At 55.9% G+C, this 24,598-nt stretch carries 23 protein-coding genes and 1 pseudogene; 14 read left to right on the forward strand and 10 right to left on the reverse strand.

The genetic code is table 11. The annotated features are described in order from the left end of the window. Positions 1–2 precede the first annotated feature (2 nt). From pheA to HZS81_RS11405, 5 genes are all read left to right on the forward strand, one after another. On the forward strand, positions 3–1,094 hold the full coding sequence (gene pheA, locus HZS81_RS11385) for a prephenate dehydratase (protein WP_179930681.1): 1,092 nt from the start codon (positions 3–5) through the stop codon (positions 1,092–1,094). 23 nt (positions 1,095–1,117) lie between these two features. Beyond that, entirely contained in the window at positions 1,118–3,379 is a 2,262-nt protein-coding gene (locus HZS81_RS11390) for a bifunctional prephenate dehydrogenase/3-phosphoshikimate 1-carboxyvinyltransferase (RefSeq protein ID WP_179930682.1), read from the forward strand. Beyond that, the gene (gene cmk, locus HZS81_RS11395; protein WP_179930683.1) at positions 3,372–4,061 is read left to right on the forward strand and encodes a (d)CMP kinase; all 690 of its coding nucleotides are present in this window, start codon (positions 3,372–3,374) and stop codon (positions 4,059–4,061) included. Before HZS81_RS11390 ends, cmk begins: the two co-directional genes overlap by 8 nt. A 184-nt stretch (positions 4,062–4,245) precedes the next feature. After that, positions 4,246–5,928: a 30S ribosomal protein S1 gene (gene rpsA / locus HZS81_RS11400; protein ID WP_179930684.1), complete on the forward strand. Its 1,683-nt coding sequence runs from the start codon at positions 4,246–4,248 to the stop codon at positions 5,926–5,928. 538 nt (positions 5,929–6,466) lie between these two features. Beyond that, complete coding sequence (locus HZS81_RS11405) at positions 6,467–6,841, forward strand: histone-like nucleoid-structuring protein, MvaT/MvaU family (protein WP_179930685.1); 375 nt, start codon at positions 6,467–6,469, stop codon at positions 6,839–6,841. A 142-nt stretch (positions 6,842–6,983) separates the two neighbouring features. Here HZS81_RS11405 and HZS81_RS11410 read toward each other — a convergent pair whose 3' ends face one another. Then, the gene (locus HZS81_RS11410) at positions 6,984–7,820 is read right to left on the reverse strand and encodes a helix-turn-helix transcriptional regulator (RefSeq protein WP_179930686.1); all 837 of its coding nucleotides are present in this window, start codon (positions 7,818–7,820) and stop codon (positions 6,984–6,986) included. A 307-nt stretch (positions 7,821–8,127) separates the two neighbouring features. Between HZS81_RS11410 and HZS81_RS11415 the strand changes: the two genes are divergently transcribed. Then, a complete protein-coding gene (locus HZS81_RS11415) occupies positions 8,128–8,484 on the forward strand; it encodes a hypothetical protein (RefSeq protein ID WP_179930687.1) in 357 nt (118 codons plus the stop codon). Between the two features lie 4 nt (positions 8,485–8,488). Here HZS81_RS11415 and HZS81_RS11420 read toward each other — a convergent pair whose 3' ends face one another. The 6 genes from HZS81_RS11420 to pilB are packed head-to-tail and all read right to left on the reverse strand — an operon-like array spanning position 8,489 to position 14,148. Then, positions 8,489–9,373 carry a DNA replication terminus site-binding protein gene (locus HZS81_RS11420; RefSeq protein WP_179930688.1) on the reverse strand — a complete coding sequence of 295 codons (885 nt, stop codon included), beginning with the start codon at positions 9,371–9,373 and terminating at the stop codon, positions 8,489–8,491. A 5-nt stretch (positions 9,374–9,378) separates the two neighbouring features. Beyond that, positions 9,379–9,624 carry a DNA gyrase inhibitor YacG gene (gene yacG, locus HZS81_RS11425; RefSeq protein ID WP_179930689.1) on the reverse strand — a complete coding sequence of 82 codons (246 nt, stop codon included), beginning with the start codon at positions 9,622–9,624 and terminating at the stop codon, positions 9,379–9,381. 49 nt (positions 9,625–9,673) lie between these two features. Then, entirely contained in the window at positions 9,674–10,273 is a 600-nt protein-coding gene (gene coaE / locus HZS81_RS11430; RefSeq protein WP_179930690.1) for a dephospho-CoA kinase, read from the reverse strand. Positions 10,274–10,283: 10 nt separating this feature from the next. After that, positions 10,284–11,132: a prepilin peptidase gene (locus HZS81_RS11435; protein WP_179930691.1), complete on the reverse strand. Its 849-nt coding sequence runs from the start codon at positions 11,130–11,132 to the stop codon at positions 10,284–10,286. 8 nt (positions 11,133–11,140) lie between these two features. After that, positions 11,141–12,373 (reverse strand): type II secretion system F family protein, encoded by a 1,233-nt coding sequence (locus HZS81_RS11440; protein ID WP_179930692.1) that lies wholly within the window; start codon positions 12,371–12,373, stop codon positions 11,141–11,143. A 17-nt stretch (positions 12,374–12,390) separates the two neighbouring features. After that, positions 12,391–14,148 (reverse strand): type IV-A pilus assembly ATPase PilB, encoded by a 1,758-nt coding sequence (gene pilB, locus HZS81_RS11445; RefSeq protein ID WP_179930693.1) that lies wholly within the window; start codon positions 14,146–14,148, stop codon positions 12,391–12,393. Positions 14,149–14,368: 220 nt separating this feature from the next. Here pilB and HZS81_RS11450 point away from each other — a divergent pair, with 220 nt between their 5' ends. The 3 genes from HZS81_RS11450 (at position 14,369) to HZS81_RS11460 (ending at position 16,058) form a co-directional block, all read left to right on the forward strand. Beyond that, the gene (locus HZS81_RS11450; protein WP_179930695.1) at positions 14,369–14,887 is read left to right on the forward strand and encodes a pilin; all 519 of its coding nucleotides are present in this window, start codon (positions 14,369–14,371) and stop codon (positions 14,885–14,887) included. Between the two features lie 116 nt (positions 14,888–15,003). Then, positions 15,004–15,501 (forward strand): anti-virulence regulator CigR family protein, encoded by a 498-nt coding sequence (locus HZS81_RS11455; protein WP_241697473.1) that lies wholly within the window; start codon positions 15,004–15,006, stop codon positions 15,499–15,501. A gap of 44 nt (positions 15,502–15,545) precedes the next feature. Beyond that, positions 15,546–16,058, forward strand: coding sequence for a prepilin-type N-terminal cleavage/methylation domain-containing protein (locus tag HZS81_RS11460; protein WP_179930696.1), 513 nt, complete (start codon positions 15,546–15,548; stop codon positions 16,056–16,058). 130 nt (positions 16,059–16,188) lie between these two features. Here the strand turns inward: HZS81_RS11460 and HZS81_RS11465 are convergent, their stop codons facing one another. Beyond that, entirely contained in the window at positions 16,189–16,488 is a 300-nt protein-coding gene (locus HZS81_RS11465) for a nucleotidyltransferase domain-containing protein (protein WP_179930697.1), read from the reverse strand. 88 nt (positions 16,489–16,576) lie between these two features. Here HZS81_RS11465 and HZS81_RS11470 point away from each other — a divergent pair, with 88 nt between their 5' ends. After that, positions 16,577–17,389, forward strand: a complete 813-nt coding sequence (locus HZS81_RS11470; protein ID WP_194249364.1) for an inositol monophosphatase family protein — start codon at positions 16,577–16,579, stop codon at positions 17,387–17,389. Positions 17,390–17,460: 71 nt separating this feature from the next. Here HZS81_RS11470 and HZS81_RS11475 read toward each other — a convergent pair whose 3' ends face one another. After that, complete coding sequence (locus tag HZS81_RS11475; protein ID WP_179930698.1) at positions 17,461–19,236, reverse strand: ABC transporter transmembrane domain-containing protein; 1,776 nt, start codon at positions 19,234–19,236, stop codon at positions 17,461–17,463. 506 nt (positions 19,237–19,742) lie between these two features. On the opposite strand from HZS81_RS11475, the gene HZS81_RS11480 reads away from it, so the two are divergent. Further along, positions 19,743–21,050 (forward strand): ATP-grasp domain-containing protein, encoded by a 1,308-nt coding sequence (locus tag HZS81_RS11480; RefSeq protein ID WP_179930699.1) that lies wholly within the window; start codon positions 19,743–19,745, stop codon positions 21,048–21,050. Between the two features lie 109 nt (positions 21,051–21,159). Here HZS81_RS11480 and HZS81_RS11485 read toward each other — a convergent pair whose 3' ends face one another. After that, positions 21,160–21,555, reverse strand: a complete 396-nt coding sequence (locus tag HZS81_RS11485; RefSeq protein WP_179930700.1) for an ectoine synthase — start codon at positions 21,553–21,555, stop codon at positions 21,160–21,162. Positions 21,556–21,839: 284 nt separating this feature from the next. Between HZS81_RS11485 and HZS81_RS11490 the strand changes: the two genes are divergently transcribed. The 3 genes and pseudogenes from HZS81_RS11490 to HZS81_RS11500 all read left to right on the forward strand — a co-directional run. Further along, positions 21,840–22,931 (forward strand): patatin-like phospholipase family protein, encoded by a 1,092-nt coding sequence (locus tag HZS81_RS11490; protein WP_179930701.1) that lies wholly within the window; start codon positions 21,840–21,842, stop codon positions 22,929–22,931. Between the two features lie 150 nt (positions 22,932–23,081). Then, positions 23,082–24,455, forward strand: coding sequence for an omega-aminotransferase AptA (aptA, locus tag HZS81_RS11495; protein WP_179930702.1), 1,374 nt, complete (start codon positions 23,082–23,084; stop codon positions 24,453–24,455). 18 nt (positions 24,456–24,473) lie between these two features. Further along, a pseudogene (locus HZS81_RS11500) lies at positions 24,474–24,596 on the forward strand (TetR family transcriptional regulator C-terminal domain-containing protein); the annotation flags it as partial. Between the last annotated feature and the right edge of the window lie 2 nt (positions 24,597–24,598).

Here is a 24,598-nt window from a genome sequence, read left to right on the forward strand (position 1 = left end):
CGATGTCTGACACTTCCGATAAGCTTGAAGCGCTTCGCCAGCGCATTGACCAGCTCGATAGCGACGTTCTGCGTCTCATCAGTGAACGCGCGAGCTGCGCGCAAGAAGTTGCCCGCGCCAAACTCGCCGATGACGCCTCGGCGGTGTTTTATCGCCCTGAGCGCGAGGCCCAAGTACTGCGTCGTATTATGGAGCTAAACGATGGGCCGCTAGATGATGAAGAGATGGCCCGGCTGTTTCGTGAAATTATGTCCGCGTGTTTGGCGCTAGAGCAGCCGGTCAAGGTCGCGTATCTCGGCCCGGAAGGAACGTTCACCCAGCAGGCAGCGCTTAAACACTTTGGTGAAAGCGCGGTTAGCCTGCCGATGGCCGCGATTGATGAAGTGTTCCGCGAGGTGGAGGCGGGGGCGGTTAACTACGGCGTGGTGCCGGTGGAAAACTCCACCGAAGGCGTGGTTAACCATACGCTAGATACCTTCATGGAATCCTCCATCAATATCTGCGGTGAGGTGGTGCTGCGGATTCATCACCATTTGCTGGTGAGTGAGAATACCCGTCGAGACAAAGTCTCGCGCGTTTACTCGCACCCGCAATCGTTTGCCCAGTGCCGTAAGTGGCTCGATGCCCATTTCCCTCACGCCGAACGCGTGCCGGTGGCGTCCAACGCCGAAGCCGCCAAACTAGTGAAAACCGAGTGGCATAGCGCGGCGATTGCCGGCGATATGGCTGCGAAGCTATATGGCTTAGAGCGTGTGGCAGAAAAAATTGAAGACCGCCCCGATAACTCCACGCGCTTTCTGATTATTGGCAGCCAAGATGTGCCGATGTCCGGCGATGACAAAACCTCGCTAGTGGTCGCGATGCGCAACCAGCCTGGTGCATTGCACGACTTGCTGGAGCCTTTTCATCGCCACCAAGTCGATATGACACGCCTGGAAACGCGGCCCTCGCGAACTGGTGTATGGAACTACGTCTTCTTTATCGATTTTAAAGGCCACTACGCCGAGCCGCATGTGGCCGCTATGCTCGAAGAGGTTCGTTTGCGCGCTGCCGATCTGAGGGTCTTGGGCTCTTATCCCAAGGGCGTGATGTGAGCGTAGCGGGACCCAGTGCCGTTATGCCAAACCGGGTGAGCGAATCGCGGCTCTTGATCGTCGGGCTGGGGTTGATTGGCGGCTCTCTTGCGGCAGCGCTGCGTGAGGTGGGCTTTGACGGTAAGATCGCCGCCTGCGACCCCGACGCCAGCGAGATTGAGCGTGGCATCGACATGGGGTTGATTGATTCCGGCGGGACAGCGCTTTCCCAGCAAGCGCCGGGGGCGAGTATGATCGTGCTCGCCGTGCCGGTGCTGGCGATGGAAAGCGTGATGCGTGAGCTTGCCGACGTGCTGCCGGAGGATATGGCGCACGTGGTTATTACCGATGTGGGCAGTACCAAGGCGACGATCCGTGACTGCGCGCGTCGCGTGTTTGGCCGGGTGCCGCCGACGCTGGTGCTTGGCCACCCCATCGCGGGTTCGGAAAAAAGCGGCGTGGCAGCGGCGAATCCCAAGCTCTATGTGAATCATAAGGTGATTCTTACTCCCGAGCCTGATGTCGATCCCGACGCGCTTACGCGCGTGCGCGCGCTATGGCAAGCAACAGGCGCCGAGGTGTTAGAGATGGACGTGGCACAGCATGACCATGTGCTGGCGCGTACCAGCCATTTGCCGCATTTGTTGGCGTTTTCGCTAGTGGATACGCTGGCGCGCCAGGATCAGCGGCTGGATATCTTTCGCTATGCGGCGGGCGGGTTTCGCGACTTTACCCGTATCGCTGGTAGTGACCCGGTCATGTGGCGGGATATTTTTATTGCCAATCGCGACGCCGTGCTGGCGTCACTCGATGACTTCGAGGCCGGGCTTTCAAAGCTGCGTGCGGCCGTTGAAGCCGGCAACAGCGACGCGATGCTGGCCACGTTTGACCGTGCAAGCCATGCACGGCACTACTTTGAATCGCTTTTGAACGATACCAGTTACCAGGCGGAATACTTAATGCAACCACAGGGTCAAGTGACGTACCGCGTGCGCCCAGGCGGCCAAGCCCAGGGCCGCTTGCGGGTACCCGGCGATAAATCGATTTCACACCGTTCGATCATGCTCGGCGCGCTTGCCGAAGGCGTAAGCGAGGTGAAGGGCTTTCTCGAAGGGGAAGATAGCCTAGCGACGCTGCAGGCATTTCGCGAAATGGGCGTGGCGATAGAAGGCCCGCATCAAGGCCGCGTTACCATTCACGGCGTGGGCATGCACGGTTTGAAAGCGCCTTCCGGGCCGCTTTATGTGGGTAACTCCGGCACGGCGATGCGCTTGTTTGCGGGGCTCTTGGCGGGACAAGCGTTCGATAGCGAATTGACCGGTGACGCTTCGCTCAACAAGCGTCCGATGGGGCGGGTGGCTGACCCGTTGCGTCTAATGGGGGCCGTTATCGACACCGCCGAAGGGGGGCGGCCACCGCTTAACATCCACGGTGGGGCAGCGCTGAAAGGCATCGACTATGATTTGCCGATGGCCAGTGCTCAGGTGAAATCCTGCCTACTTTTTGCTGGCATGTACGCTGAAGGTGAAACCCGCGTGCGCGAACCTGCGCCGACGCGTGACCATACCGAGCGCATGTTGAACGGTTTTGGCTACCCGGTGCAGCGCGATGGCGATACCTGTTGGCTCGCCGGTGGCGGCAAGCTTACCGCCGGGCCAATCGATGTGCCTTCGGATATTTCGTCGGCGACGTTTTTCTTAGTTGCGGCGGCGATTACGCCTGGGGCGGATATCACTTTAGAGCACGTCGGCATTAATCCGACGCGTATCGGCGTGATCAATATCTTAACGCTGATGGGCGCAGATCTTACGTTGTCCAGCCAAGCGGAAGTCGGCGGTGAGCCGGTTGCGGATATTCGTATTCGCTACGCGCCGCTCAAGGGTATTGATATTCCCGCTGATCAGGTGCCGCTGGCAATCGATGAATTCCCGGCACTCTTCATCGCCGCCGCTAACGCCGAAGGCACGACTCGCCTGCGAGGTGCGGAGGAATTGCGGGTGAAAGAATCTGATCGTATTCAGGCTATGGCCGATGGCCTGGCGATACTGGGCGTTGAACATACGGTCGTAGAAGACGGCATCGATATCGTAGGTAATAACCGTGAAAATGTGCCGAGCTATGGCGGCGGGCGCATTGATAGCCTGGGTGATCACCGTATTGCGATGGCGTTCACGGTTGCCGCACTGCGCGCCGGTAATGAGATCGTGATCGACGACTGCGCCAACGTGGGGACGTCGTTTCCCAATTTCGTTGAGCTTGCGACGCGCATCGGGTTGGGAGTGAAGGTGGAGGGCGAAAATGGCTGAGCAGGCACCGGTTCTTACCATTGATGGCCCCGGCGGCGCGGGAAAAGGCACGATCAGTAGCCTAATGGCACAAACGTTAGGTTGGCACCTGCTGGATAGCGGCGCACTTTATCGTCTTACCGCCCATGCGGCCGCTAAGCACCAGGTCGCGCTGGATGACGAGCCCGCATTGGCTAAGCTCGCGGAACAACTTGACGTTGCCTTCCCGGTTGAACACGGCGCGCCTATGACATTGCTGGAAGGCGAAGATGTTGGCCGCGCGATTCGCACAGAAACCGCCGGCGAGCGAGCCTCTCAAGTGGCTGCGCTACCTGCGGTACGCTCGGCGCTTTTGCAGCGTCAGCGCGATTTTCGCCAGGCGCCGGGGCTGGTGGCCGATGGTCGCGATATGGGCACCGTGGTTTTTCGTGACGCCCCGGTGAAGATTTTTTTAACCGCGAGTGCCGAAGAACGGGCACGGCGGCGGCATCTGCAGTTGCAGGAAGCCGGAGTGGATGCTAGTCTTTCGAGTCTTTTAGAGGAGATTCAGGCACGCGATGCACGTGACACGCAGCGCGAAGTGGCTCCACTCAAGCCGGCAGATGATGCCATTACGCTTGATACCACGCGCCTGAGTATACCGGAAGTGGTAGATTGGATGACCGAATTGCTAACCAAGAAAGGCATAGCGTCCGGCGTTTGATTCTCCCTTGCGGCGCTTTCGAATCGGCGTCATGACGTGGCAGGGCACTTAACTCTTTGCGGTGAGCCCGGCTAGGTCGAACCAGCGTTAACGCCCTCGAAAGCAGAGTGACATTAGGCCCGTACTTGCTGGTGGTACGGAGAAGGCAGTTATGCCTCAACAACGTTGATCACGTAGGAAAACCATGAGCGAAAGCTTTGCTGAACTGTTTGAACAGTCTCTTAACGACATCAATATGGAGCCAGGCGCCATCGTCGCGGCCCAGGTTGTCGACATTGACGGTGATTGGGTTACCGTTAACGCTGGCCTGAAATCTGAAGGTCAGATCCCCGCGGCACAATTCCGCGATGAAAACGGTGAGCTGAACATCGCCATCGGTGACGATGTACACGTTGCCCTGGAAGCCGTAGAAGATGGCTTCGGTGAAACGCGTCTGTCCCGTGAAAAAGCCAAACGCGCTGAAGCGTGGAAGATTCTTGAAGCAGCCTTCGAGAAAGATGAAATCATCAAGGGCGTGATCAACGGTAAAGTCAAAGGCGGCTTCACCGTCGAGGTAGACTCTATTCGTGCCTTCCTGCCGGGCTCTTTGGTCGATGTTCGCCCGGTTCGCGATACCGCGCACCTTGAGAACAAAGAACTCGACTTTAAAGTTATCAAGCTCGATCCGAAGCGTAACAATGTCGTAGTTTCCCGCCGTGCCGTTCTCGAAGCCGAGAATAGTGCCGAGCGCGAAGCACTGCTTGCCACTCTGCAAGAAGGCCAGCAGATTAAAGGTATCGTTAAGAACCTTACCGACTACGGCGCCTTCGTTGATCTAGGTGGCGTTGATGGTCTGCTTCACATTACCGATATGGCGTGGAAGCGCATCAAGCATCCGTCTGAAATCGTTGCCGTGGGCGACGAAATCAACGTGAAAGTGCTGAAGTTTGACCGTGAACGCAACCGCGTATCGCTGGGTCTTAAGCAGCTCGGCGAAGATCCGTGGGTCAGCATCAAACAGCGTTATCCGGAAGGCACTCTCGTGCATGCCGTGGTAACCAACCTCACCGATTACGGCTGCTTTGCCGAGTTGGAAGAGGGTGTCGAAGGTCTGGTTCACGTGTCTGAAATGGACTGGACCAACAAGAACATCCATCCGTCTAAAGTCGTTCAAGTGGGCGACGATGTCGATGTGATGATCTTGGATATCGACGAAGAGCGTCGTCGTATTTCCTTGGGTATCAAGCAGTGCACGCCGAACCCGTGGGAAACTTTCAACGCCCAGTACAACAAGGGCGACCGTGTTTCCGGCACCATCAAGTCGATCACCGATTTCGGTATCTTCATTGGTTTGGAAGGCGGTATCGATGGTTTGGTTCACTTGTCCGATATTTCTTGGACAGAGACCGGCGAAGAAGCCGTGCGCCACTTCAAGAAGGGCGACGAAGCCGAAGCCGTTATCCTCTCTATCGACCCGGAGCGCGAGCGCATTTCTCTGGGCATCAAGCAGATGGATACCGACCCGGTTGCTGAGTTCCTGTCCGTTAACGACAAGGGCACTATCGTGACAGGTCGTGTCGTTGAAGTTGACGCTAAAGAAGCGCAAGTTGAGCTCGCGACGGATGTTGTCGCCGTGCTGAAAGCGTCTGAAATTAGTGCTGATCGTGTAGAGGATGCACGCAACGTACTGAACGAAGGCGATAGCGTTGAAGCGCGCATCGTTAGTGTTGATCGCAAGAGCCGTCAGATTAATCTGTCAGTGAAAGCGAAAGAGCAAGACGATACGCGTCAGAACCTGAAGAAAGTTCGTGAGCAAGAGCCGGAATCAGGTGTAGGTGGTCCGACCACTATCGGTGATCTGATCAAGCAGCAGATGGGCCAAGACTAATACTTGTTAATTCAGGCGTCTTACTAAGATGCCGTCTTCAAGCAGTTAGGCTCAATCAAAACGTCGCCCGTTAGGGCGGCGTTTTTGTGTTTGGGGTGGTTTTCTTCGGTGCTCTACCGGTTATGTTATCTGGGCACTTCCGGTTTTTTTGTCAACGATTTTCAAGTCTCATGCTAAGAATGCTTCGTTAATGCTGTTTGTTAGCATCGATGATTTAACCTCGTTGCTTTATATTGCGCTTGCTGTATTGTCATATCGATTGGCTTTATAGCGACATATAGTCGCTACCTGTTGTCCTTGGCTTCTATAGCCAAGGTGTTTAAACCTAGAAAAAGATAGCTATTATCCGTTTAAAACGGACTATACTGTTGTCAGTGGTATTATTTAAAGTAATAATATGCGCGTATTTAAACGCACTTGAGTCTGCTTTTTCTAGCAAGATTGCGTAATCGCTTAAGTGCAAAGCTGAAACCGAGAATGTTAACGTCAATCCGTGCGCTATTTTTTGCGGCTTAAATGACACAAAAGGATGCCTAGAATGTCCCTATTGAATGAATACATCCAGAAAGAACAGCAGCTAAAGCAACTGCAAGAAGACATGCAGCGTATGGAAGGTGATCAGCGCCTGAAGAGTGAGCTTGAATTCAAAGAGCGGCTTGAATCGCTGATGGAAGAGTTTGGCAAAGTGCCGGCTGACCTTATCGCGTTGTTTGATCCGAACGTTCGGCCTAATAACCAGAAGCAAATGAAGAGTAACGATGGTCGCCGTAAGCGCCGTCTTAAGATTTACAAGAACCCGCACACGGGAGAAGTCATCGAGACCCGTGGTGGTAACCACAAAGGCCTACGGAGCTGGAAAGAAGAGTACGGCGGTGATACCGTCGAATCCTGGCTCGTGCGTATGGAAGACTAATTTTCGCAGACGCGCTCACGAAGACTTAGTCGCTCACGAAGACTTAGTTTAGTATTGAAGAGCACGCCGTTGTGGCCGGCATTTCTCTGAAATGCCGGTTTTGCATTTGCCAGCCGATACGCAATAATGCCAATGAGATTATCTACCCCGTTAACGGTAAACGCAGCTCCATAGTACCTTTGCGCCATAAAATATACGGCGCGCTACCGCTGATATGAAACGGGGTGGCCTTGCCGGTTAAGTGACACAAGGCGTGTGTCAGCGCGCGTGAGAGCGCCGAAAGATCATTAAAGCAGGTGATAGCATAGTATTGCGGTGCTAACGTAATACGCCGGTAAGGCATAGGCAGAGAAGGGGTTAAAGGCAAGTCGTCTTGTGGCGTCAAGTAGAGGCCCACGTCGGTTCGCTGTTGCGCGGGTAATGACTCAATGACATGTGCATCGATTTTTTCCGTCAGCAAATCGGGCAAGGCAATACTTGGCGTAGCGTTCTCCCAAGCCTTTGCCAGCGATGCTAATGGTTGCGCATGCCATTTGAGCGTGCCTAAATGGCTAAGTTGTGCAGGTGCTTTATAGAAGCGTTGCAGTATAATTTGTCGCTGCGGTTTTTTGACAACCCGAGTGATAAACCCGCTAGGCGGGCGTTGCCGATGAATAACTTGGCGTAATGCTTGTCGGAAATTACGTGGACTCACAGCAAAGTACTTGTGGAAAGCCCGTGAAAAAGAGGAGTGGTTATAATAGCCACATTCAAGAGCTACTTGCGCTATGTTTTTGGGGGTTAAAACTAATAACACCGCCGCGCGTTCTAGGCGGCGCTGGTCACGATAGGCACTGGGTGAGATGTGAAAGCAGTCGCGAAATTGGCGCCTGACTTGTGAATCGGAATAGCCCAAATGGTTGGCAAGATCATTAATACTCAGTGGCTTACCGATGGTATCCTGAAGCCAAATTTCTGCCCGTGTCATCGCATTAAACATTTTTCGGCCTCCCGTGCGTCAGTCATGCAGGTGTGTTGTATTACCTGCTAGGCACCTTCCCGGTGCGTGCTTGTGTAAGCGTTTACCGCAGCGCTTTTGGCCCTAATGGCTAACGTTTGCGTCTAACACGTTATAACTAGAATAGATGTCACTGTGCGGTAGCGCACTAACCAGGCTCTTTATGCGGGTTTTAGGGGGGCAAAGGCAAGTTTGATATGCACTTTTGCGCGTTTGCGCATAGTTTTTAGGATATTACCGCCTATTTAAGCAGTATGACTTCCTTTTCAGCAGGTGAAGATGAGAGCCGATGAAATATCAAAAAGACCACAAGCCAATCGATGAGAGGGATAAGCTGCGTCAGTTTCGCGAGCTAGATGATGCGTTTGCTAACGCATTGCGCGAGCTTGATAACCCGGAAAACGGGTTCAATATTCCCACCGGCCCACCGGTACGCTCGCTAGATACCCTGGAAGAAGAAGAGCAAAAAGCGCGTGAAGAGGACCGTGCGGTGGCATTTCGGGAACGTTTTGATGCGCTTTTGGCCGAGTCGCCCATCGCACAGTCGGAGCTTCTCGCGTTGATTGAAACGCTGTTACGTGCGGGGCACTGGAAAGAGGGACAGGTGCCAAGAACTAAGGCAGTTGTGACGTCATCCACAGGCTGAGGCACTAACGGTAGCGGTAGACCCGTAGGCTCGGCAAAAATGCCTCACTCTCGAGTTTCTCATCGCTTCGTTTGGCTCGGGTGCGTGTTTCCGGTGGGGTAAGCGGCGGCAGGTTAGTGTGCGGCAGACGTCCATCGTGGCTTGGCACGAAAATCGGCATGGCCACGTTCAGCGCGCGGCGGGTGTGCCCATCCTCTAGCGGCTCGGTAAAAAACAGATTGGCCCGCATTAGCGGTGCTTGCGTTTGTACTTGCGCCAAGATCTCTCCGCTAGGAATACCGGCAAGTTTGCGCAGCTGAATACGGATATGCGCGGCGTCGCTATCCAACGCCAATAACTTTTTCTCAGCTTCTTGTACCGTTAAGCGTTTGATCGAGCGTCCGCTACTGTACCAAGCAAAGCGCACCCTTGAGACGGGCGCTTGTGCTACTGGGAAATGTCGCCAGCACTGTTTGAGGTGCAGTCGTGCTAAACCGGTTTTCTCCAGTATCCGTTCTACGTCCGGGTGACGTGTTGGCAACTGCGCTTTGGCATCGCTCATAGCGGCGGGGGCGTACTCTTTGATGCTTTTCAAGCACTCGCTGAAGTCGTTTTTGGCTTGATTCGCCGCGACCACGGCATTAATCAGCGCGTCATCCGCGGCGATCAAGCCGATGTAGTTGCGCGTTTCGCGGCCGTCTTGGCCTTCTTCATGCCACATATCGAAAAGGGCACGGCGAAGCCAAGCAGCGTCCGGTGTTGGCTCGTCAAAGGCCCATACCGCCTGTGCACTCTCGTCAAAGCGTGCGATAACACCCTCAAGGGCATTGAGCACCGCATCAAAACTGGCATCAAGCCGGTGCTGGAGTTGGTACGGCAGCAAAGCGTCATCGGATGAAGGAGTCGGCATGGCGGCTATGACAGCGGTGCGTCGCGGTCGGCTTGCTGCAATAGCGTGTCGATGTCAGCTTCGTCCATTGAGGACTCCCCGGCGATGCGGTGAGATTCATCCGCCCAGGCGCCAAAATCAATCAGCTGGCAGCGTTTGCTGCAGAAAGGGCGGTAGGTGTTCTCCGAGGACCAAGGCACCTTCTTGCCGCACTGCGGGCAGGCGACTTCGAGCGGCGTGTTGTTCGCAGCAGTTCGTTTCGCGGCGGGCATGGGTGAGCTCCTTTGAAAAGCGTCGGGATAAATCGGCTGACGGGTAAACTTAGCGTGGTGCCGAGCGCAGGTGCGCATCAAGTTTAGCCACTTGCTCACGCATGTGTGCGGTGTCTTGGCTGTTATCAATCAGCGCATCGGCTCGCGCGCGACGTTCTTCGCGCGGCATCTGGGCGGCGAGGATAGCACGCACTTGAGTTTCGCTCACCTCGTCGCGTGCCAGGGTGCGCGATAACTGTAAATCTTCGGGAATATCAATTACCACCGTGAAATCGACCAGCGCATCCTGGCCGGACTCAAACAGCAAAGGCGACACCAGCAGCACATAAGGTGCGCCTTCGCGTTGCATTCGCTCAAGATGGGTCAGAATGCGCTCTCGCACGCGGGGGTGCGTTTCGCTCTCAAGCCACGTCCGCTCCTCCGGCTGCTGGAAAATCAGCTCACGCAGGGCGGCGCGGTTAAGCACGCCATCGTCGTGCAGCATGGCCTCGCCGTGGCGCTGGCGGATGGCTTCCAGCGCCGGCTCGCCGGGCGCGACAATCTCGCGGGCGACGTCATCGGCATCGATCCACGGAATACCGCGCTCGCCAAATGCCCGCGCCACAGTGGATTTGCCCGAGCCAATGCCCCCCGTTAACCCTACGATCATAAACCGCTCCTTAGAGGCCACTTGCTTGTAAATACAGCGCCATTAGCCCGTCGCCACCAAGTAGCGCTACCCAGCCCGCCAGGGCCAGAAAGGGTCCGAATGCCATGGGAACACCGCGTTTGTCTTTCACGCTGAGCTGCAGCGCGATGCCCACGATGGCGCCAAGCCCGGCGGCGATAATCAACACCAGCGGCAAGAATTGCCAGCCAAGCCACGCCCCAAGGGCCGCGAGCAGCTTGAAGTCGCCGTAGCCCATGCCTTCACGGCCGGTAACGAGCTTAAACAGCCAGTACACACTCCACAGCGCAAGATAGCCGGCGATAGCGCCCATTACGGCGGATGGCAGCATCAGCGGCTGAAATAGCAGCTGGTAGGTCAGCCCCGCCCACAGCAGCGGTAGCGTCAAAATATCGGGTAATAGCTGGGTGCGCAGGTCAATCACCGCCATAGCCAGCAGGGCATAGCAGGCGCCGGCGATAAACAGCGCTTCTAATGTGACGCCGAAAAGCGCCAGGCTCGCGAGCGAAATCGCAGCGCCAAAAAGCTCTACCAGTGGGTATTGCGGGCTGATGTGCGTTTGGCAGGACGCGCAGCGACCACGACGTTTAAGCCAGCCGATCAGCGGTAAGTTGTCGTGCCACTTAATCGGGGCGCGACAGGCTGGGCACATCGACGCAGGAAAGGCGATATTAAAGCGCGGTGGCGTTTCCTCCGGCAGCTCTAACGCCGCGCGGGCCTCGGCGCGCCACTGCTGCATCAGCATGACCGGCAGGCGCGTGATCACTACGTTCAAAAAGCTGCCGATACAAAGGCCAAGCAGCAGGGCGATAAGCCAAAAAATCAGCGGCGGGGAATGCATATGTCTCCTTAAAGCGCTGAGCCAAGATTGAAAATGGGCAGGTACATCGAGACCACCACGCCGCCGACCAGCACGCCGAGCACCACGATAATCAACGGCTCCATTAATGACGTGAGAGCGTCAACCTTGTTGTCGACTTCTTCTTCATAGTAGTCCGCCACGCGGTTGAGCATGGCATCCAGTGAGCCGGCCTCTTCGCCGATGCTGACCATCTGTACCGCCAGCGCCGGAAACTGATTGGTCATGCGCATCGCAAAATGCAGCTGTTGACCGGTGGCTACGTCGTGGCGGGCTTGGTGCACGGCTCGCTCGTAGACTTTATTGCCGGTGGCGCCCGCTGACGTTTCCAGTCCCTCTACCAACGGCACGCCGGAAGCAAAGGTGGTCGCCAAGGTGCGGGCAAAGCGCGCCACGGCCGATTTATGCAGAATGTCGCCAATCACCGGTATGCGCAGCAGGAAAAAGTGAAAGCGGTAGGCGATATTGGGCGAGCGCTTAATGCCTTCTTTGAGCAGTAACACGCCCGCGATCACCGCACCGACCGCGTGTAGCCAATACTGCTGCGCCAGCTCTGAGAGGTTAACGGTCATCTGCGTCATCGCCGGAAGCTCGGCGCCGAAGCTTTCAAACATGCTTTCAAACTCCGGCACCACTTTAATCAGCAGCAGCATGGTCACGCCGATGCCGATGGCCATCACCGTGCTGGGGTACCACATGGCTTTTTTAACGCGACCTTTAAGCGATTCGGTTTTCTCTTTATAAGTGGCAATGCGTTCGAGCATTTGATCCAAGGCGCCGGCCTGTTCGCCAGCTTCCACCAGGTTCACAAACAGCCGATCAAAATGCTTGGGGTGGCGGCTTAAGGCATCCGAAAAGCTCGACCCTGCCGACACCTGGGTCATCATTTGCTGCACCAACGCCACCATCGCCGGCTTTTTCAAGCTCTCCGCGACGACCTGAAACGCTTGCAAAAGAGGAATCCCGGCGCGAATCATGGTCGCCATTTGGCGGGCGAAGACCATCACATCATTGGCGTTGATACGACCCCGGCCGCTTAGACTGCCTTTTTTGCGCAGCTTTTGCACGGTGATGCCTTGGTTTTGCAGCTCAGCGGAGATGCCGGCTTTGCTACTGCCGACCATTTCTCCGCTGAGCACGCGATTATTGGGGCCTTTGCCGACCCATTTCCAGCGCGCAAGTTGAAGCTCAGGCGTACGCCGCGCCCGTGGCTTTTTCGCCATGGGTGTTCTCCTAAAGGTTACTCTTTGGTGACCCGGTTGATTTCTTCAAGGCTGGTCAGCCCTTCCATGACTTTCAAAAGGCCGCTTTGGTGCAAGCTGGGATGGCCCTCTTCGCGGGCGAGTTTATCGATCTCCAGCGAGTTAGCGTCGCGCATGACCAACTGGCGCATCGCATCGGAGATCGGCACCACCTCGTAAATCCCGGTGCGACCTTTGTAGCCTTGGGTACACTGCTTGCAGCCCACCGCTTTAAAAAGCGTCGCCCGGTTGATTTCGTCATCTTGAAAGCCTTCTTTCCTCAGCGCTTCTTTGGGGATGTCGATGGGTTCTTTGCAGTGTTTGCACAGCTTGCGCGCTAAGCGCTGAGCGATAATCAAGCTCATGGCGCTGGCGATGTTAAACGATGACACGCCCATATTGGCAAGGCGTGTTAGCGTCTCCGCTGCCGAGTTAGTGTGTACCGTCGAAAGCACCAAGTGGCCGGTTTGCGCCGCTTTGACGCCGATTTCGGCGGTTTCAAGGTCGCGAATCTCGCCCACCATCACCACGTCAGGGTCTTGGCGCAAAAACGCCCGCAGCGCATTGGCGAAATCCAAGCCGATTTTGGGCAGCACGTTGACCTGGTTAACGCCGGGGACTTTGATTTCGACCGGGTCTTCGGCGGTACAGATGTTGCGCTCGACCTCGTTCAAAATATTGATGCCGGTATAAAGTGAGACGGTTTTACCGCTACCGGTGGGGCCGGTGACCAAAATCATACCCTGGGGCTGCTTTAGGGCGTGCTCGTAGTGGGCGCGCTGCTCATCGGTAAAACCGAGCTGCTCGATGCCCATCTGCGCGGCGGTGGGGTCGAGAATACGCAGCACGATTTTTTCGCCGTAAACCGTGGGCAGCGAGTTAACGCGGAAATCCAGCGAGCGCGAGCGCGAGAGCTTGAGTTTGATCGCGCCATCTTGCGGCAGGCGGCGTTCGGAGATATCTAGCCGTGCCATGATTTTCAGGCGCGCGGCAATGCGGTTGCGCATGGCAAACGGCGGTCGGGCGACTTCGATTAGCATGCCGTCGACACGAAAGCGCACGCGAAAGCTCGTTTCATACGGCTCAAAATGGATATCCGAGGCGCCGCGCCGAATGGCATCGAGCAGGATTTTATTGACAAATTTGACGATTGGCGCGTCGTCGCTGTTCTGCGGCGCTTCTTCCAGTGGCACTTCGTCGCCGTCGGCGTTTTGCACGATATTCAGCGAGGAGACGGCATCGTCCACGCCTTCCAGCTCATCGAGCATGCTGCGCTCGTTTTGCGCAAGATAACTATTCAGCGCCGTGGTGAGTTGATCGACCGGTGCCAGCACCCCTTCAACGCTTAAGCCGGTGGCAAACTGCAGCTCATCCAGCTGGGTGAGCGTGGCGGGGTAGGGTACCGCGACGGTTAAGCGGTGGCCGTGGCGCGCCAGCGGCAGCACATTTAGATTCTGCAGCACCCGCACCGGGTATTCTGTGGCAGGCGGCAGCGAGTTCAAACGCACCGAATCCAGGTCAATCACCGGCAGGCCGTACTCCCACGCCGCTGCCAGCGCGGCTTCAGCGGGGTCGATCATGCCGCTCTCGATCACATGGCTAAGCAGCGAGGTGTCCTGCTGTGCCGCGGCTGCCTCGGCGGTGGCCGCCTGCGCCTCAGTCAAAAGTTGGTGCTTGACTAGACGCTGGGCAATACCGCGCAGCCCCCCACGCGCCGCCGCGTGGCTGAGGGTGGACTCATAGGTGGGTTGGTTCATAGTGATGGCTGCCGTCTCTACGCTTGCTGTGAGGCTACTTGTACCATATTCACCACCCTCACGGCACGGAACTTGATGACGCTCAAGATATCCAACGTTTAGCCGATAAAACTCATACCATGCTGTTGAAAATCCCCGTTACGTAAGCTAGTGTAACATTCAACAAGCTAACGTGTTCGGTGAGTCTCACTGAACGGTTTTTCCCTCCAAGGAGAACTCCATGCAAAACACCTCTCAAATCGCACCTCGTAACACCAAGCAGGGCGGTTTTACCCTGATCGAGCTGCTAGTAGTAATTGCTGTTTTAGGTATTTTGGCATCTATTGCTGTGCCTTCTTATCAAAATTATGTAACTCGTGCCGAAGTATCTTCTGTTTATTCAACGATACGTAGTTTGCAAACAGCTTATGATGCGGCTGTTTTTGACGGACACACTCCTTGTTTGACCAATGACGGAAATTGCGACGCAGGCGACGTAGGCATGGCCCCTGATGCTTTAGATTCTAAAGGCAAAATTGGAATAGCATCAGATAGTGGAAATTCTGGGGCTACTTTTAACGGTAATGGCATAGGCTTTCAGTTTGGTGCAGATGAGAGCTCTGTTCCGGAGCCACTTCGTGGCAATTGGTTAATTCTTAATCGAGACGAAGATGGGTCATGGGATTGCCGTACAACAACCGGTGATAATAAAATTCCTGCCAAATTTATGCCACGTGGATGTAACGCAAATCCTTCGTAAAAAACAAGTGGTAATGTAAACAAGGAAGGGGCCTCAGAGGCCCCTTCCTTGTTTCCTCACTCCCTGCACAATAGCGGCTTACACTCAACGCTTCTGCAGCATCCAAGGAGCCAGTGATGAAAATTAAAACCATCTTGATGAGTGGGGTCGTATTTTCCGCCCTGGTGTTGAGTGCCTCCGCCATTGCCCAGCCGCCGGAACACGCCCAGGCCCATGGGGCGCTTGACAAGGGAAACGCTGGCGCTTCTCGTCATGATCGTCATGAACAGGGCCGGTCTGACTCTCGTTCTTTCGAGCGCCGTCACGCTGACTCCCGCTCCTCAGCTCATGAAAGAGCTCATGAAAGACGCCCCTATATCAATGAACGCAAAGTACGCCGTATCTTGCAGCGGAATGACGTTCACCAAATGGACAGTTTGCCTCCGGGGATTCGCAAGAATCTGGAACGTGGCAAGCCGCTGCCTCCGGGCATCGCCAAGCGCTTTGAGGGAAGGGTGGTGGAAGAATTGCCGCGCTATCCCGGTTACGAATGGGAGCGCGTCGGCACCGATGTGATCTTGATCGATGCGGCGACGCGGGTGGTGGTCGATGTACTCCACGATGCGTTAAGGTAAACGCTCATCGCGGGTGAGTTCGCGCGTTTTCGCAAGGAGAGAGCATGCCGGCCCACCAACGGGGCTTTTCCTTTGTTGAGCTGATGATCGTGGTGCTGGTTGTCAGCCTTCTGGTTTTGAGCGCTATGCGGGTGTATCGCGATTTCCCGGCGCAGGCGCAGGTGCTTGAAGGCGTTACTTTGACCAGAACCCTCCATATCGCGCTTGCCGAGTTTGCTGCCACTCATGGCAGGTTGCCTTCTGAGCGCGAGTTAAACGCCATGCAACCGCCGTTAGACAATATCTCCGGGCGCTTTGTTGAGCGCATTGAAGCCGTTGGTGGCGTTAAGGCGGATGACGACCCGTCACGCAATACCTTTCGCCTCTATTTCAAAGATACCCCCGATGTGGATTCGCAAATTCGCGCCGGTATCATGCTGATGGTGGCGCGTATGCCAGAGGGCGGCGGCCAAATAGAGTGGGCCTGCCAAGAGGCGAGCCATGTTGAAGAAGGTGAAGGCGTGGCGATTGATAAACGCCTTCTTAGGCCAGCATGTCGTACTGTGGTGGATAAGTGAGATGCCTCCTCGTTGACGGTTAAGCGGGAAAGAACCGCTCATTCTGAGCTTGTCGAAGAAGAGCGGTGCCATTCGCGGGATGCCCTTCGACAGGCTCAGGGCGAGCGGGAGAGCGTCTCGGGTGAGAGCGTCACAGCAGCACTCCTTGTTTCTGTGCAATGGGATGGATGTCGCCTTTGTTGAGATTCGGCGCGTTGATCACCACATCAATCTTGCGATCACCTATTGCCATGATAATGGCCGTCTCCATCTTTGCCATACTCAGTGCTGGATTATCCACTGAATAGGGCACCGTCACTAAAAGGTCAATGTCGCCGCCTTTGGCGGTGTCATCCACGCGAGAACCAAACAACATGACGTCTGCCTGCGGGCCAAAGGTCTTGTCGGTGGCCTTTTTTATCGCGGCGATCTCAGTATGGTTTAAGCGCATTACGTCTTTCCCTTTCAAAGCCCGGGTGCTGGCGCTGAAAAAAATACGTGATAATGTGAGGCCACGCAAACGCAAGAGCACACCTATTATGCCCAATACGTTAACCCAACGCCTGCAAACCGCTATAACTATCGCCGAAGAAGCCGGGCGGATGATTGTTAAGGCGCGGGAAGAGCAGACATTTGGCCAACGCCTGAAAAGCGGCGATGAATTGGTGACTGACGCCGATGTGGCGGTGGATCAGCTCATTCGCGAGCGCTTGGAGGCGTACTTCCCCGGTGAAGCGCGGCTGTCCGAAGAATTATCTCCCGATCAGCAGCAATTCAATGCGCCAGCACTGTGGGTGGTGGATCCGATTGATGGCACGGTGAATTTTGCCAACGGCCTGCGCCATGTGGCGGTGTCGATTGCCTGGTTTGAGAATGGCGTGAGCCAGGTGGGTGTGGTGCACGCGCCGTTTCTCGGTGAAACCTTTGCCGCTGCCAAAGGGCAGGGCGCGAGTCTCAATGGTGCGACGATTCAAGCCAGCAGCGCGACAGAGCTTTCCCATACGCTGGTGGCCACCGGCTTTCCGTACCAAAAGGCTGACCGCGAAGCGTTGCTTAAGCGTCTAAGCGCGGTGCTGGGGCAGTGCCAGGATGTGCGTCGCAATGGCTCCGCCGCGCTGGATTTATGTGACGTCGCCTGCGGTCGGTTGGGTGCCTACTACGAGAGCGTTTCGCCGTGGGACTCTGCCGCTGGCTGGTTGATTGCCCACGAAGCGGGTGCATCTGCTGGGCACCTTTACTCAGTGCCTGACGATATCCCGCACGATCTTTACAGCCGCCACTTACTGGTGACCGCACCAGGCGTGTTTGAGGCGATGAAGGCGCTGTTATATAAGGCGGATAGTGAAGTTTAAGTTTTTGCTATAGCGTGTTTTCTACTGAAAGCGTATTTGTCCGCTTACGCACCTAGGCCAAGTTGTGCGCCCTAAGCGTTGGCGAGCGTTTCAGCGCCGAATTGCAGGGCGGCCAGGTGGCGGTAAAGTGAGCTGGTGGTGATGAGCTCGCTGTGGGTGCCGGATGCCACGAGTTGCCCGTCTTTCAATACCAGCAAGCGGTCGGCGTTGACCACGGTGGCAAGGCGGTGGGCAATCACGATGCTGGTGCGCCCGATCATCAGCCGGTCCAAGGCCTGTTGCACCAGCCGCTCGCTTTCGGCATCCAAGGCGCTGGTGGCTTCATCAAGCAACAATACCGCGGGGTTTTTAAGCAGCGCGCGGGCGATGGCGAGCCGCTGGCGCTGCCCGCCGGAAAGCTGGACGCCACCCGGGCCAAGGGGCGTATCAAATCCTTGAGGGAGCGCGTCGATAAAGTCGAGCGCGCTGGCATCCTCGGCGGCGGTGCGTAGCCTCTCGATGCTAGCCTCGGGGTCGCCATAGCGCAGGTTATCGGCTACTGAACCGCTAAATAGCACGGGTTCTTGCGCCACCAACCCCATGGCACCGCGCAGGGCGGTGATGTCCAGCGTGCGGATATCCAGGTCATCCAGCGTGATGTGGCCCTGGTCCGGGTCGTAAAAGCGCAGCAACAGCCCCAACAACGTGCTTTTGCCCGCGCCGGATGGCCCGACAACGGCGACCCGCTCTCCCGCTTGAATGTTCAGCTCAAGCCCGTCAAGCGCTGGCGTGTCACGGCCCGGATAAGTGAAGCGAATAGAGTCCAGCGTGATCGCGCCGCGGGTAGGCTGTGGCAGTGTCACCGGCTTGGCAGGGGGGTGGATGGTCGGCTGGGTATCCAGCAGTTCGAGCAGCCGCTCAGCGGCACCGGCTGCTCGCTGCACGTCACCCGCGACCTCCGCTAGGGTGGCCACCGCACCGGCGGCCAGCAAGGCATAAAAGATAAACGCTGAAAGTTCACCCGCGCTCATGGTGCCAGCGAGAACCGCTTGCCCGCCTTGCCAGAGCATTAACCCCACGGCGCTGAACACCACCAGCAGCGCGATGCCGGTGAGCCAGGCGCGCTGGCGGGTACGCGCTACGGCGCTGTCGAACGCCTGCTCAACGCGCTGGCCATAGTGGTGTTGATCGACCGCCTCGTGGGAAAACGCTTGGAGCGTTTGAATGCCGCGCAGCGCCTCTTCCGCATAGCGGCCAAGTTCAGCCACGCGGTCCTGGCTGGTGCGCGAAAGCTGCCGCACCCGCCGCCCATACCATATGATCGGCAGTAGGGTGGCCGGGATGCCAATCAGTACCAAGGCCGAGAGCCATGGCTGGGTCACCAGCATCAATATCACCGCCCCTATCAGCATCACCAAGTTGCGCAGCGCAAGGGAGATCGATGACCCAAACAGGCTCTGCAGCACGCTGGTGTCGGCGGTCAGCCGTGAGGCAATCTCACCCGCGGCGCGGCCTTCGCCAGCGCTTTCGAAAAAGCTCGGCTCCAGGGTTAACAAGTGGTCGAACACTCGCTGGCGCAGATCCGCCGCCAGACGCTCGCCAATCCAGGTGACCTGGTAATAGCGCAGCGCTGAGGCCATCGCCAGTAACGCCACCACGCCAAGCATCAAGCCGAGGGTTTTGTCCAGTGCCTGCGAATCCTCAGCGAGAAAGCCGTTGTCGATGACCAGACGCAGCCCGTTGCCTAGTGCCAGCACGCTGCCGGATGCCACAAGCAACGCCAGGCCTGCCAAGGTGAGGCGCAGGCGATAAGGGCGCAATAGCCTGAGTAACCTGAGCAGTACACGGGGGTTAGGGCGTTGATTCATTGAGCACCTGCTTGCGTAGAGGGGCAGCACCGACGAAACTACCTTGAAAGTTTCCGCGCCGCACTAAATAACGGGCGCCGCTTTAAGCGGTCCTAATATAAACACGCTTAATAAATGCGAGATTGATATGACAGTGCCAACAAAACCCGCAACAACTCCCTCGCCGTTTCGACTGCCTTGCCGTGGCTGTACAGCCGACTGTGGCAATTATGCGACGTGTCAGGGCAAGCCCTGGAGAAATTAAGTAAGTGGCACATAAGGCCTTTTTAATAAATCGTAAACCTTGCTGGCAGCGAGAGAACTTCTACAATTGTTCATCAGGGACTCTACCGTTGAATTGCCATTTGTAATGGAATCAACTAGCGTGAGTCTAACGGGGTGCGTTTAAAACCCTAAGAGCTGGCTTACTCTATCGCCTCTAAGCAATATTGCCTGCAGCTCAGTAAACTTGGTGCACTCTATTGTCGGCGCAGTCAGCCTGAGTTAACCAGCAAGGAGAACATTGAATGTCGATAACATCAGAGAAGCAATTGCCCGAAGCCGTAGCAGCTTGGCGCGATCCGGAACTGGATTCGGTGAAAGGTACAGAGACGCCTAAGGATCCGAACAAAGGTTATATCGCCTTGCTTGGTTGGAGTGTGAATGCGATTAAGGCGGCACAAAAGTTTGACCGTCGCTATATCGTGGTGGCGCCGGAGTGGGCAGCAGATTTCTGTACTGCAAACAATATTCCTTTTATCTCATGGGACTTCGTTCGACTGAACGACCGCTCCATGGAGATCGCGGAAAAACTGAAAGAAGAAGGCGTCGATGTCGCCATACCGCTATTCGAGGAAACCGTCGAATGGTCTGGTGCCATTAACTCCGTTCTCCTCGATAGCCCTCGCATGTACGGGCAGTCCATTCTGTTCCGCGACAAGGCGCTGATGAAACGCCGTGCCCAGCTCGGTGGTATTCGTGTCGGGATCTTCGAAGAGGCCCACGAGAAAGACGATATCGTCCGCTTCATGAAGCGCGTTAACCAGACGCTGCTCAAGCTTGACGGTGACCCGGATGACCCGATTCACGTTAAGGCCTTCGACAAGGCGGGTTGCCTTGGCCACCGGATGATCCGTACGTTAGAAGAAATCGAACACATTCCGGACGAAGAATATCCCCTGCTGATGGAAAGTCACCTGAGTGGCTGGGAGTTTGCCGTTGAGGCCTGGATTCATGATGGAAAAATCCAGTTTCTGAACATTTCCGAGTATGTGACCCTCGGCTATTCGGTGTTCGTGCCGGCCACCAACGAGCTCGAGAGCTGGCGGAATGCGATCACCAAACAGATCGAGCTGCTGATCAAAACGTTCGACATCAAGTTCGGCCTGATTCACCCCGAGTACTTCGTTACAGCTGATGGCGAAATGTACTTTGGTGAAGTTGCTTATCGCCCGCCCGGTTTTAAGGCGTTTGAGCTGATCGAGATGGCCTACGGATTCAATGCTTATCAGGCATCTATGTTGGTGTTCGATCCGAAAAGCACGAAAGAAGAAGTGGCTGCATTTTTCCCCAAAGAAGTAGTTGATGCGAAAGGTTATGCGGGCTGCTTCGGTGTGTATCCACGCCGTCGCGTGGTCAGCAAACTGGAAATGCCCAAAGAGTGCGTGGATCACCCCTATTTCGTGTCACACGAATTGCACGAACCGACAGAAGAGACCGTGCCTGATCGGTCGGCCTTCGGCACACATTGGGGTTTGCTCTTCTTCTTTGGTGACGATCCCATCAAGATGCGCGATCTGTTGAAAGCCCAGGAAGATTTGGACTTCTACGTCTAGAAATCTGCTAAAGCAATAACCATACCGCCACCGTCAGCCTCTAGCTGGCGGTGGCGGTGTTTTTTGCGGAATGTGCTTTCGATTGGTGTTTCAGTTACGGTAAAACGAATCAGTCTTCGCTGGTGTCCGGTACGTAGGCACCGTCTTCATCGTGCACTTCACTGCCAGTGACCGGCGGATTGAAGGCACAAATTAGCCGCATGTCTTCGGTGCCACCACGCAGGGTGTGCTGGTCGTGCTTGTCGAGAGCATAGAGGGTACCGTCTGAGATCTGGTGGGTTTCACCGGTGGCCTTGTCCAGAATGCTGCCGTTGCCTGCTACGCAATACACGGCTTCCAGGTGATGCTTGTACCATAGGTTAAGCTCAGCACCAGCCGGAATAATCGTTTCGTGGAAAGAAAAACCCATGCCATCTTTTTTCAACAGCATTCGGCGGCTGGTCCAACCCGGACCGGAAACTTCTCTTTCGGTCCCTATAATGTCTTGCACTCGTACGATTTTCATTTGAATTCCTCATTTTACGTCGGTGGCTTTTCAGTATAGACACGCCTTTTTAGTTTGGCCCACCTGCCAATCGTCGTAGGCTACCCTTGTTAACTCGGTAACGTCGTCTTTTCCTGTCGTTTGTGGCAAACCGTTAGTGTTCCGGAAGGCTTTTTGTACGCCATTTGACGTGACTATGTACGTTAACAGACAGAGAGCTCTCGCTTTGTATCTCTATGCTGCGGGTAGCTTATGCGTCCTGTAAACGCAGCAGACCCCAGCCACCAGCCAAGAGGACCGTTCTCATGGCACCGCAACCTACACCCATTAATACTCAGAAACCCACACCCATAAACTCTCAGAAACCCAAATCCGTTAACCTCGCCCTACAAGGCGGTGGTGCGCATGGCGCTTTCACTTGGGGGGTGCTGGACCGGATTCTTGAGGACGGGCAGTTACACATTGCCGGGGTCTCGGGCACTTCGGCGGGGGCGATGAACGCGGTGGCGCTGGCCGATGGTTTCGCCAGCGATGGCCCCGAGGGTGCGCGAGCGGCCCTCGAAAATCTTTGGCGATGCGTGGGTGATGGCGCGAAAGACAGCCCGCTGAAACGCACGCCCTACGACGTTCTGATGGGCAACTGGGGGCTGGAGAACAATCCCGTTTATCACGCCATGGACGCACTTTCCCGTGTGGCGTCGCCCTATCAGCTTAATCCTTATAATGTTAATCCGTTGCGCGATCTGATGAAGAAGATCATCGATTTCGACAGGGTACGTAAATGCACGGCGTTCAAACTGTACATTTCGGCCACCAACGTGGAGAGCGGTCATGTCCGGGTCTTTTCACGTGAGGAGGTGACGGTAGATGTGTTGATGGCCTCGGCCTGCCTACCGTATATGTATCAGGCAGTCGAGATCGACGGCGTGCCCTATTGGGATGGTGGCTATGTAGGCAACCCGTCGCTGTTTCCTTTTCACGGCAAGACCGGTACCGACGATATCGTGGTGGTCCAGATCAACCCGATCGAACGTAAGGGCGCACCAAAGACTCCACAGGACATACAGAACCGGATGAACGAGATCAGTTTCAACAACAGTCTGCTTAAAGAGCTGCGCGGGATCGACTTCGTTGACCGACTGATTCGTCAGGGCAAGCTCACGACCGATGAATACCGTCAGGTGAGAGTACACGTGGTGGAAAACGAAGCGGAGCTGAATCCGTTGGGGGTTTCATCGAAGATGAATGTTGAATGGGAGTTTCTCACCAAACTGCGTGATCTCGGTCGTGACACCGCCACACGCTGGCTGGATGAGAACTTTGCTGACATCGGTCATCGTTCAAGTGTCGACCTTCGTCAGATTTTTCAGGGCAACGGTGCCCAGCATCAGGGCTAGGCCGTATGGAAACTGGCATCATTAGAGACCGGAGTGGAGGTTTCCATATACGTCAACAGGCTCTAACGTGAACAAAAGAAATGTGTGATTTTATAAACGTGTTCAGTGGTGCATGCTGAGACCAAGTCTCATAGCGATGGAGCTGGATACATGTTTGGTTTTAAAAGCAAAACGAAGCCTCAAGCCTCGCGCTCTTCAACCGAAGATGCGCCCTCAAAAGCGGCACTTAATCAGCACTACTGGATGCCGTTTAGCTCGAACCGGGACTTCCATGCCAATCCGCGTGTGATCTCCGGTGCAGAAGGGCGTTACTACATTGATGACCAGGGTCGTAAGCTGTTCGATTCGCTTTCTGGGCTATGGACTTGTGGCGCGGGTCATAACCGTGAGGAGATTCAAAAAGCCGTGGCGGCGCAGCTTGGCAGCCTCGATTTTGCGCCCGGCTTTCAAGTGGGTCACCCACTGGCGTTTAAGCTGGCGGAAAAGGTCTCAAGCCTCATGCCTGCAGGGCTTGATCATGTGTTTTTCACCAACTCGGGGTCAGAAGCCGCCGATACCTCGGTCAAAATGGCCAAGGCTTACTGGCGGCTAAAAGGTAAGCCCGAAAAAACCCGTATGATTGGCCGTGCCAAGGGCTACCACGGGGTGAACATTGGCGGCACCAGCCTGGGTGGCATCGGCGGCAACCGCAAACACTACGGTCAGTTGATGGACGTAACGCACCTGCCCCACACCCTGCAAGCGGGACAAGCCTACACGCGTGGTCAAGCCGACACCGGCGCTGAGCTAGCTGATGCGCTGTTGGATCAAATCGCCCTCCACGATGCGTCGACCATTGCGGCGGTCATCGTTGAGCCGATGTCAGGGTCAGCCGGTGTGATCGTGCCGCCCAAAGGCTACCTGGATCGGCTGCGCGAGATCTGCACCGCCCACGATATTCTGCTGATTTTTGACGAAGTGATCACCGCCTTTGGGCGCAGCGGCGCGACCACCGGTGCGGAAGCCTTTGGTGTCACGCCGGATATCATGAACGTGGCGAAGCAGTTCACTAACGGCGCCATTCCTATGGGGGCGGTGATCGCTTCCAGCGAGATTTTCGACACCTTTATGCATGCCGGTGGCCCCCAACACGCCGTTGAGTTCCCCCACGGCTACACCTACAGCGCCCACCCGGTGGCCTGCGCGGCGGGTCTGGCGGCGCTTGAGATGATGGAACGAGAAAACTTCCCTGCCCAGGTCAGCGCCATCGCACCTGCCTTTGAGCAGAAGCTGCACGCCTTGAAAGGGCGCAATCACGTTGTCGATATTCGTAACTACGGCTTAGCGGGTGCCATTCAGCTAACGCCCCGGGACGGCGACCCCATTATTCGCCCAAGGGATGCTCATATGGCGCTTTGGGAGGCTTGCTTCTACGTGCGCTATGGCGGCGACACGCTGCAGTTTGGCCCTCCCTTTGGTACTACCGAGGCCGAGCTGGAACGCTTGTTCGACGCGGTGGCCACCACCCTGGATTCGCTGGCCTAGCCTGTTTGCCAGCATTACGCTGACTTCGACTACCAAATCTACCTGCTCAACGACGACCAACCCCTCGACGACCTACAGTTTGAAAAGGCTGTCCAGTCGGTCACCTCGGTGATTTTACGAGGGATTGGGCTGACGGCTTAACC

The sequence above is a fragment of the Vreelandella salicampi genome, from assembly GCF_013415105.1.
Taxonomy (GTDB): Bacteria; Pseudomonadota; Gammaproteobacteria; order Pseudomonadales; family Halomonadaceae; genus Vreelandella; species Vreelandella salicampi.

Bases quoted from the DNA above. Each gene is read 5' to 3' on its own strand.
- HZS81_RS11485 (WP_179930700.1), bottom strand. From the start codon at position 21,555: ATGAAAATCGTACGAGTGCAAGACATTATAGGGACCGAAAGAGAAGTT.
- HZS81_RS11475 (WP_179930698.1), bottom strand. From the start codon at position 19,236: ATGAATCAACGCCCTAACCCCCGTGTACTGCTCAGGTTACTCAGGCTA.
- HZS81_RS11390 (WP_179930682.1), top strand. From the start codon at position 1,118: ATGCCAAACCGGGTGAGCGAATCGCGGCTCTTGATCGTCGGGCTGGGG.
- yacG (WP_179930689.1), bottom strand. From the start codon at position 9,624: ATGCCCGCCGCGAAACGAACTGCTGCGAACAACACGCCGCTCGAAGTC.
- coaE (WP_179930690.1), bottom strand. From the start codon at position 10,273: ATGATCGTAGGGTTAACGGGGGGCATTGGCTCGGGCAAATCCACTGTG.
- HZS81_RS11480 (WP_179930699.1), top strand. From the start codon at position 19,743: ATGTCGATAACATCAGAGAAGCAATTGCCCGAAGCCGTAGCAGCTTGG.
- pheA (WP_179930681.1), top strand. From the start codon at position 3: ATGTCTGACACTTCCGATAAGCTTGAAGCGCTTCGCCAGCGCATTGAC.
- HZS81_RS11465 (WP_179930697.1), bottom strand. From the start codon at position 16,488: ATGCGCTTAAACCATACTGAGATCGCCGCGATAAAAAAGGCCACCGAC.
- aptA (WP_179930702.1), top strand. From the start codon at position 23,082: ATGTTTGGTTTTAAAAGCAAAACGAAGCCTCAAGCCTCGCGCTCTTCA.
- HZS81_RS11490 (WP_179930701.1), top strand. From the start codon at position 21,840: ATGGCACCGCAACCTACACCCATTAATACTCAGAAACCCACACCCATA.
- HZS81_RS11415 (WP_179930687.1), top strand. From the start codon at position 8,128: ATGAAATATCAAAAAGACCACAAGCCAATCGATGAGAGGGATAAGCTG.
- cmk (WP_179930683.1), top strand. From the start codon at position 3,372: ATGGCTGAGCAGGCACCGGTTCTTACCATTGATGGCCCCGGCGGCGCG.
- HZS81_RS11470 (WP_194249364.1), top strand. From the start codon at position 16,577: ATGCCCAATACGTTAACCCAACGCCTGCAAACCGCTATAACTATCGCC.
- HZS81_RS11435 (WP_179930691.1), bottom strand. From the start codon at position 11,132: ATGCATTCCCCGCCGCTGATTTTTTGGCTTATCGCCCTGCTGCTTGGC.
- pilB (WP_179930693.1), bottom strand. From the start codon at position 14,148: ATGAACCAACCCACCTATGAGTCCACCCTCAGCCACGCGGCGGCGCGT.
- HZS81_RS11440 (WP_179930692.1), bottom strand. From the start codon at position 12,373: ATGGCGAAAAAGCCACGGGCGCGGCGTACGCCTGAGCTTCAACTTGCG.
- HZS81_RS11460 (WP_179930696.1), top strand. From the start codon at position 15,546: ATGCCGGCCCACCAACGGGGCTTTTCCTTTGTTGAGCTGATGATCGTG.
- rpsA (WP_179930684.1), top strand. From the start codon at position 4,246: ATGAGCGAAAGCTTTGCTGAACTGTTTGAACAGTCTCTTAACGACATC.
- HZS81_RS11405 (WP_179930685.1), top strand. From the start codon at position 6,467: ATGTCCCTATTGAATGAATACATCCAGAAAGAACAGCAGCTAAAGCAA.
- HZS81_RS11455 (WP_241697473.1), top strand. From the start codon at position 15,004: ATGAAAATTAAAACCATCTTGATGAGTGGGGTCGTATTTTCCGCCCTG.
- HZS81_RS11410 (WP_179930686.1), bottom strand. From the start codon at position 7,820: ATGTTTAATGCGATGACACGGGCAGAAATTTGGCTTCAGGATACCATC.
- HZS81_RS11420 (WP_179930688.1), bottom strand. From the start codon at position 9,373: ATGCCGACTCCTTCATCCGATGACGCTTTGCTGCCGTACCAACTCCAG.
- HZS81_RS11450 (WP_179930695.1), top strand. From the start codon at position 14,369: ATGCAAAACACCTCTCAAATCGCACCTCGTAACACCAAGCAGGGCGGT.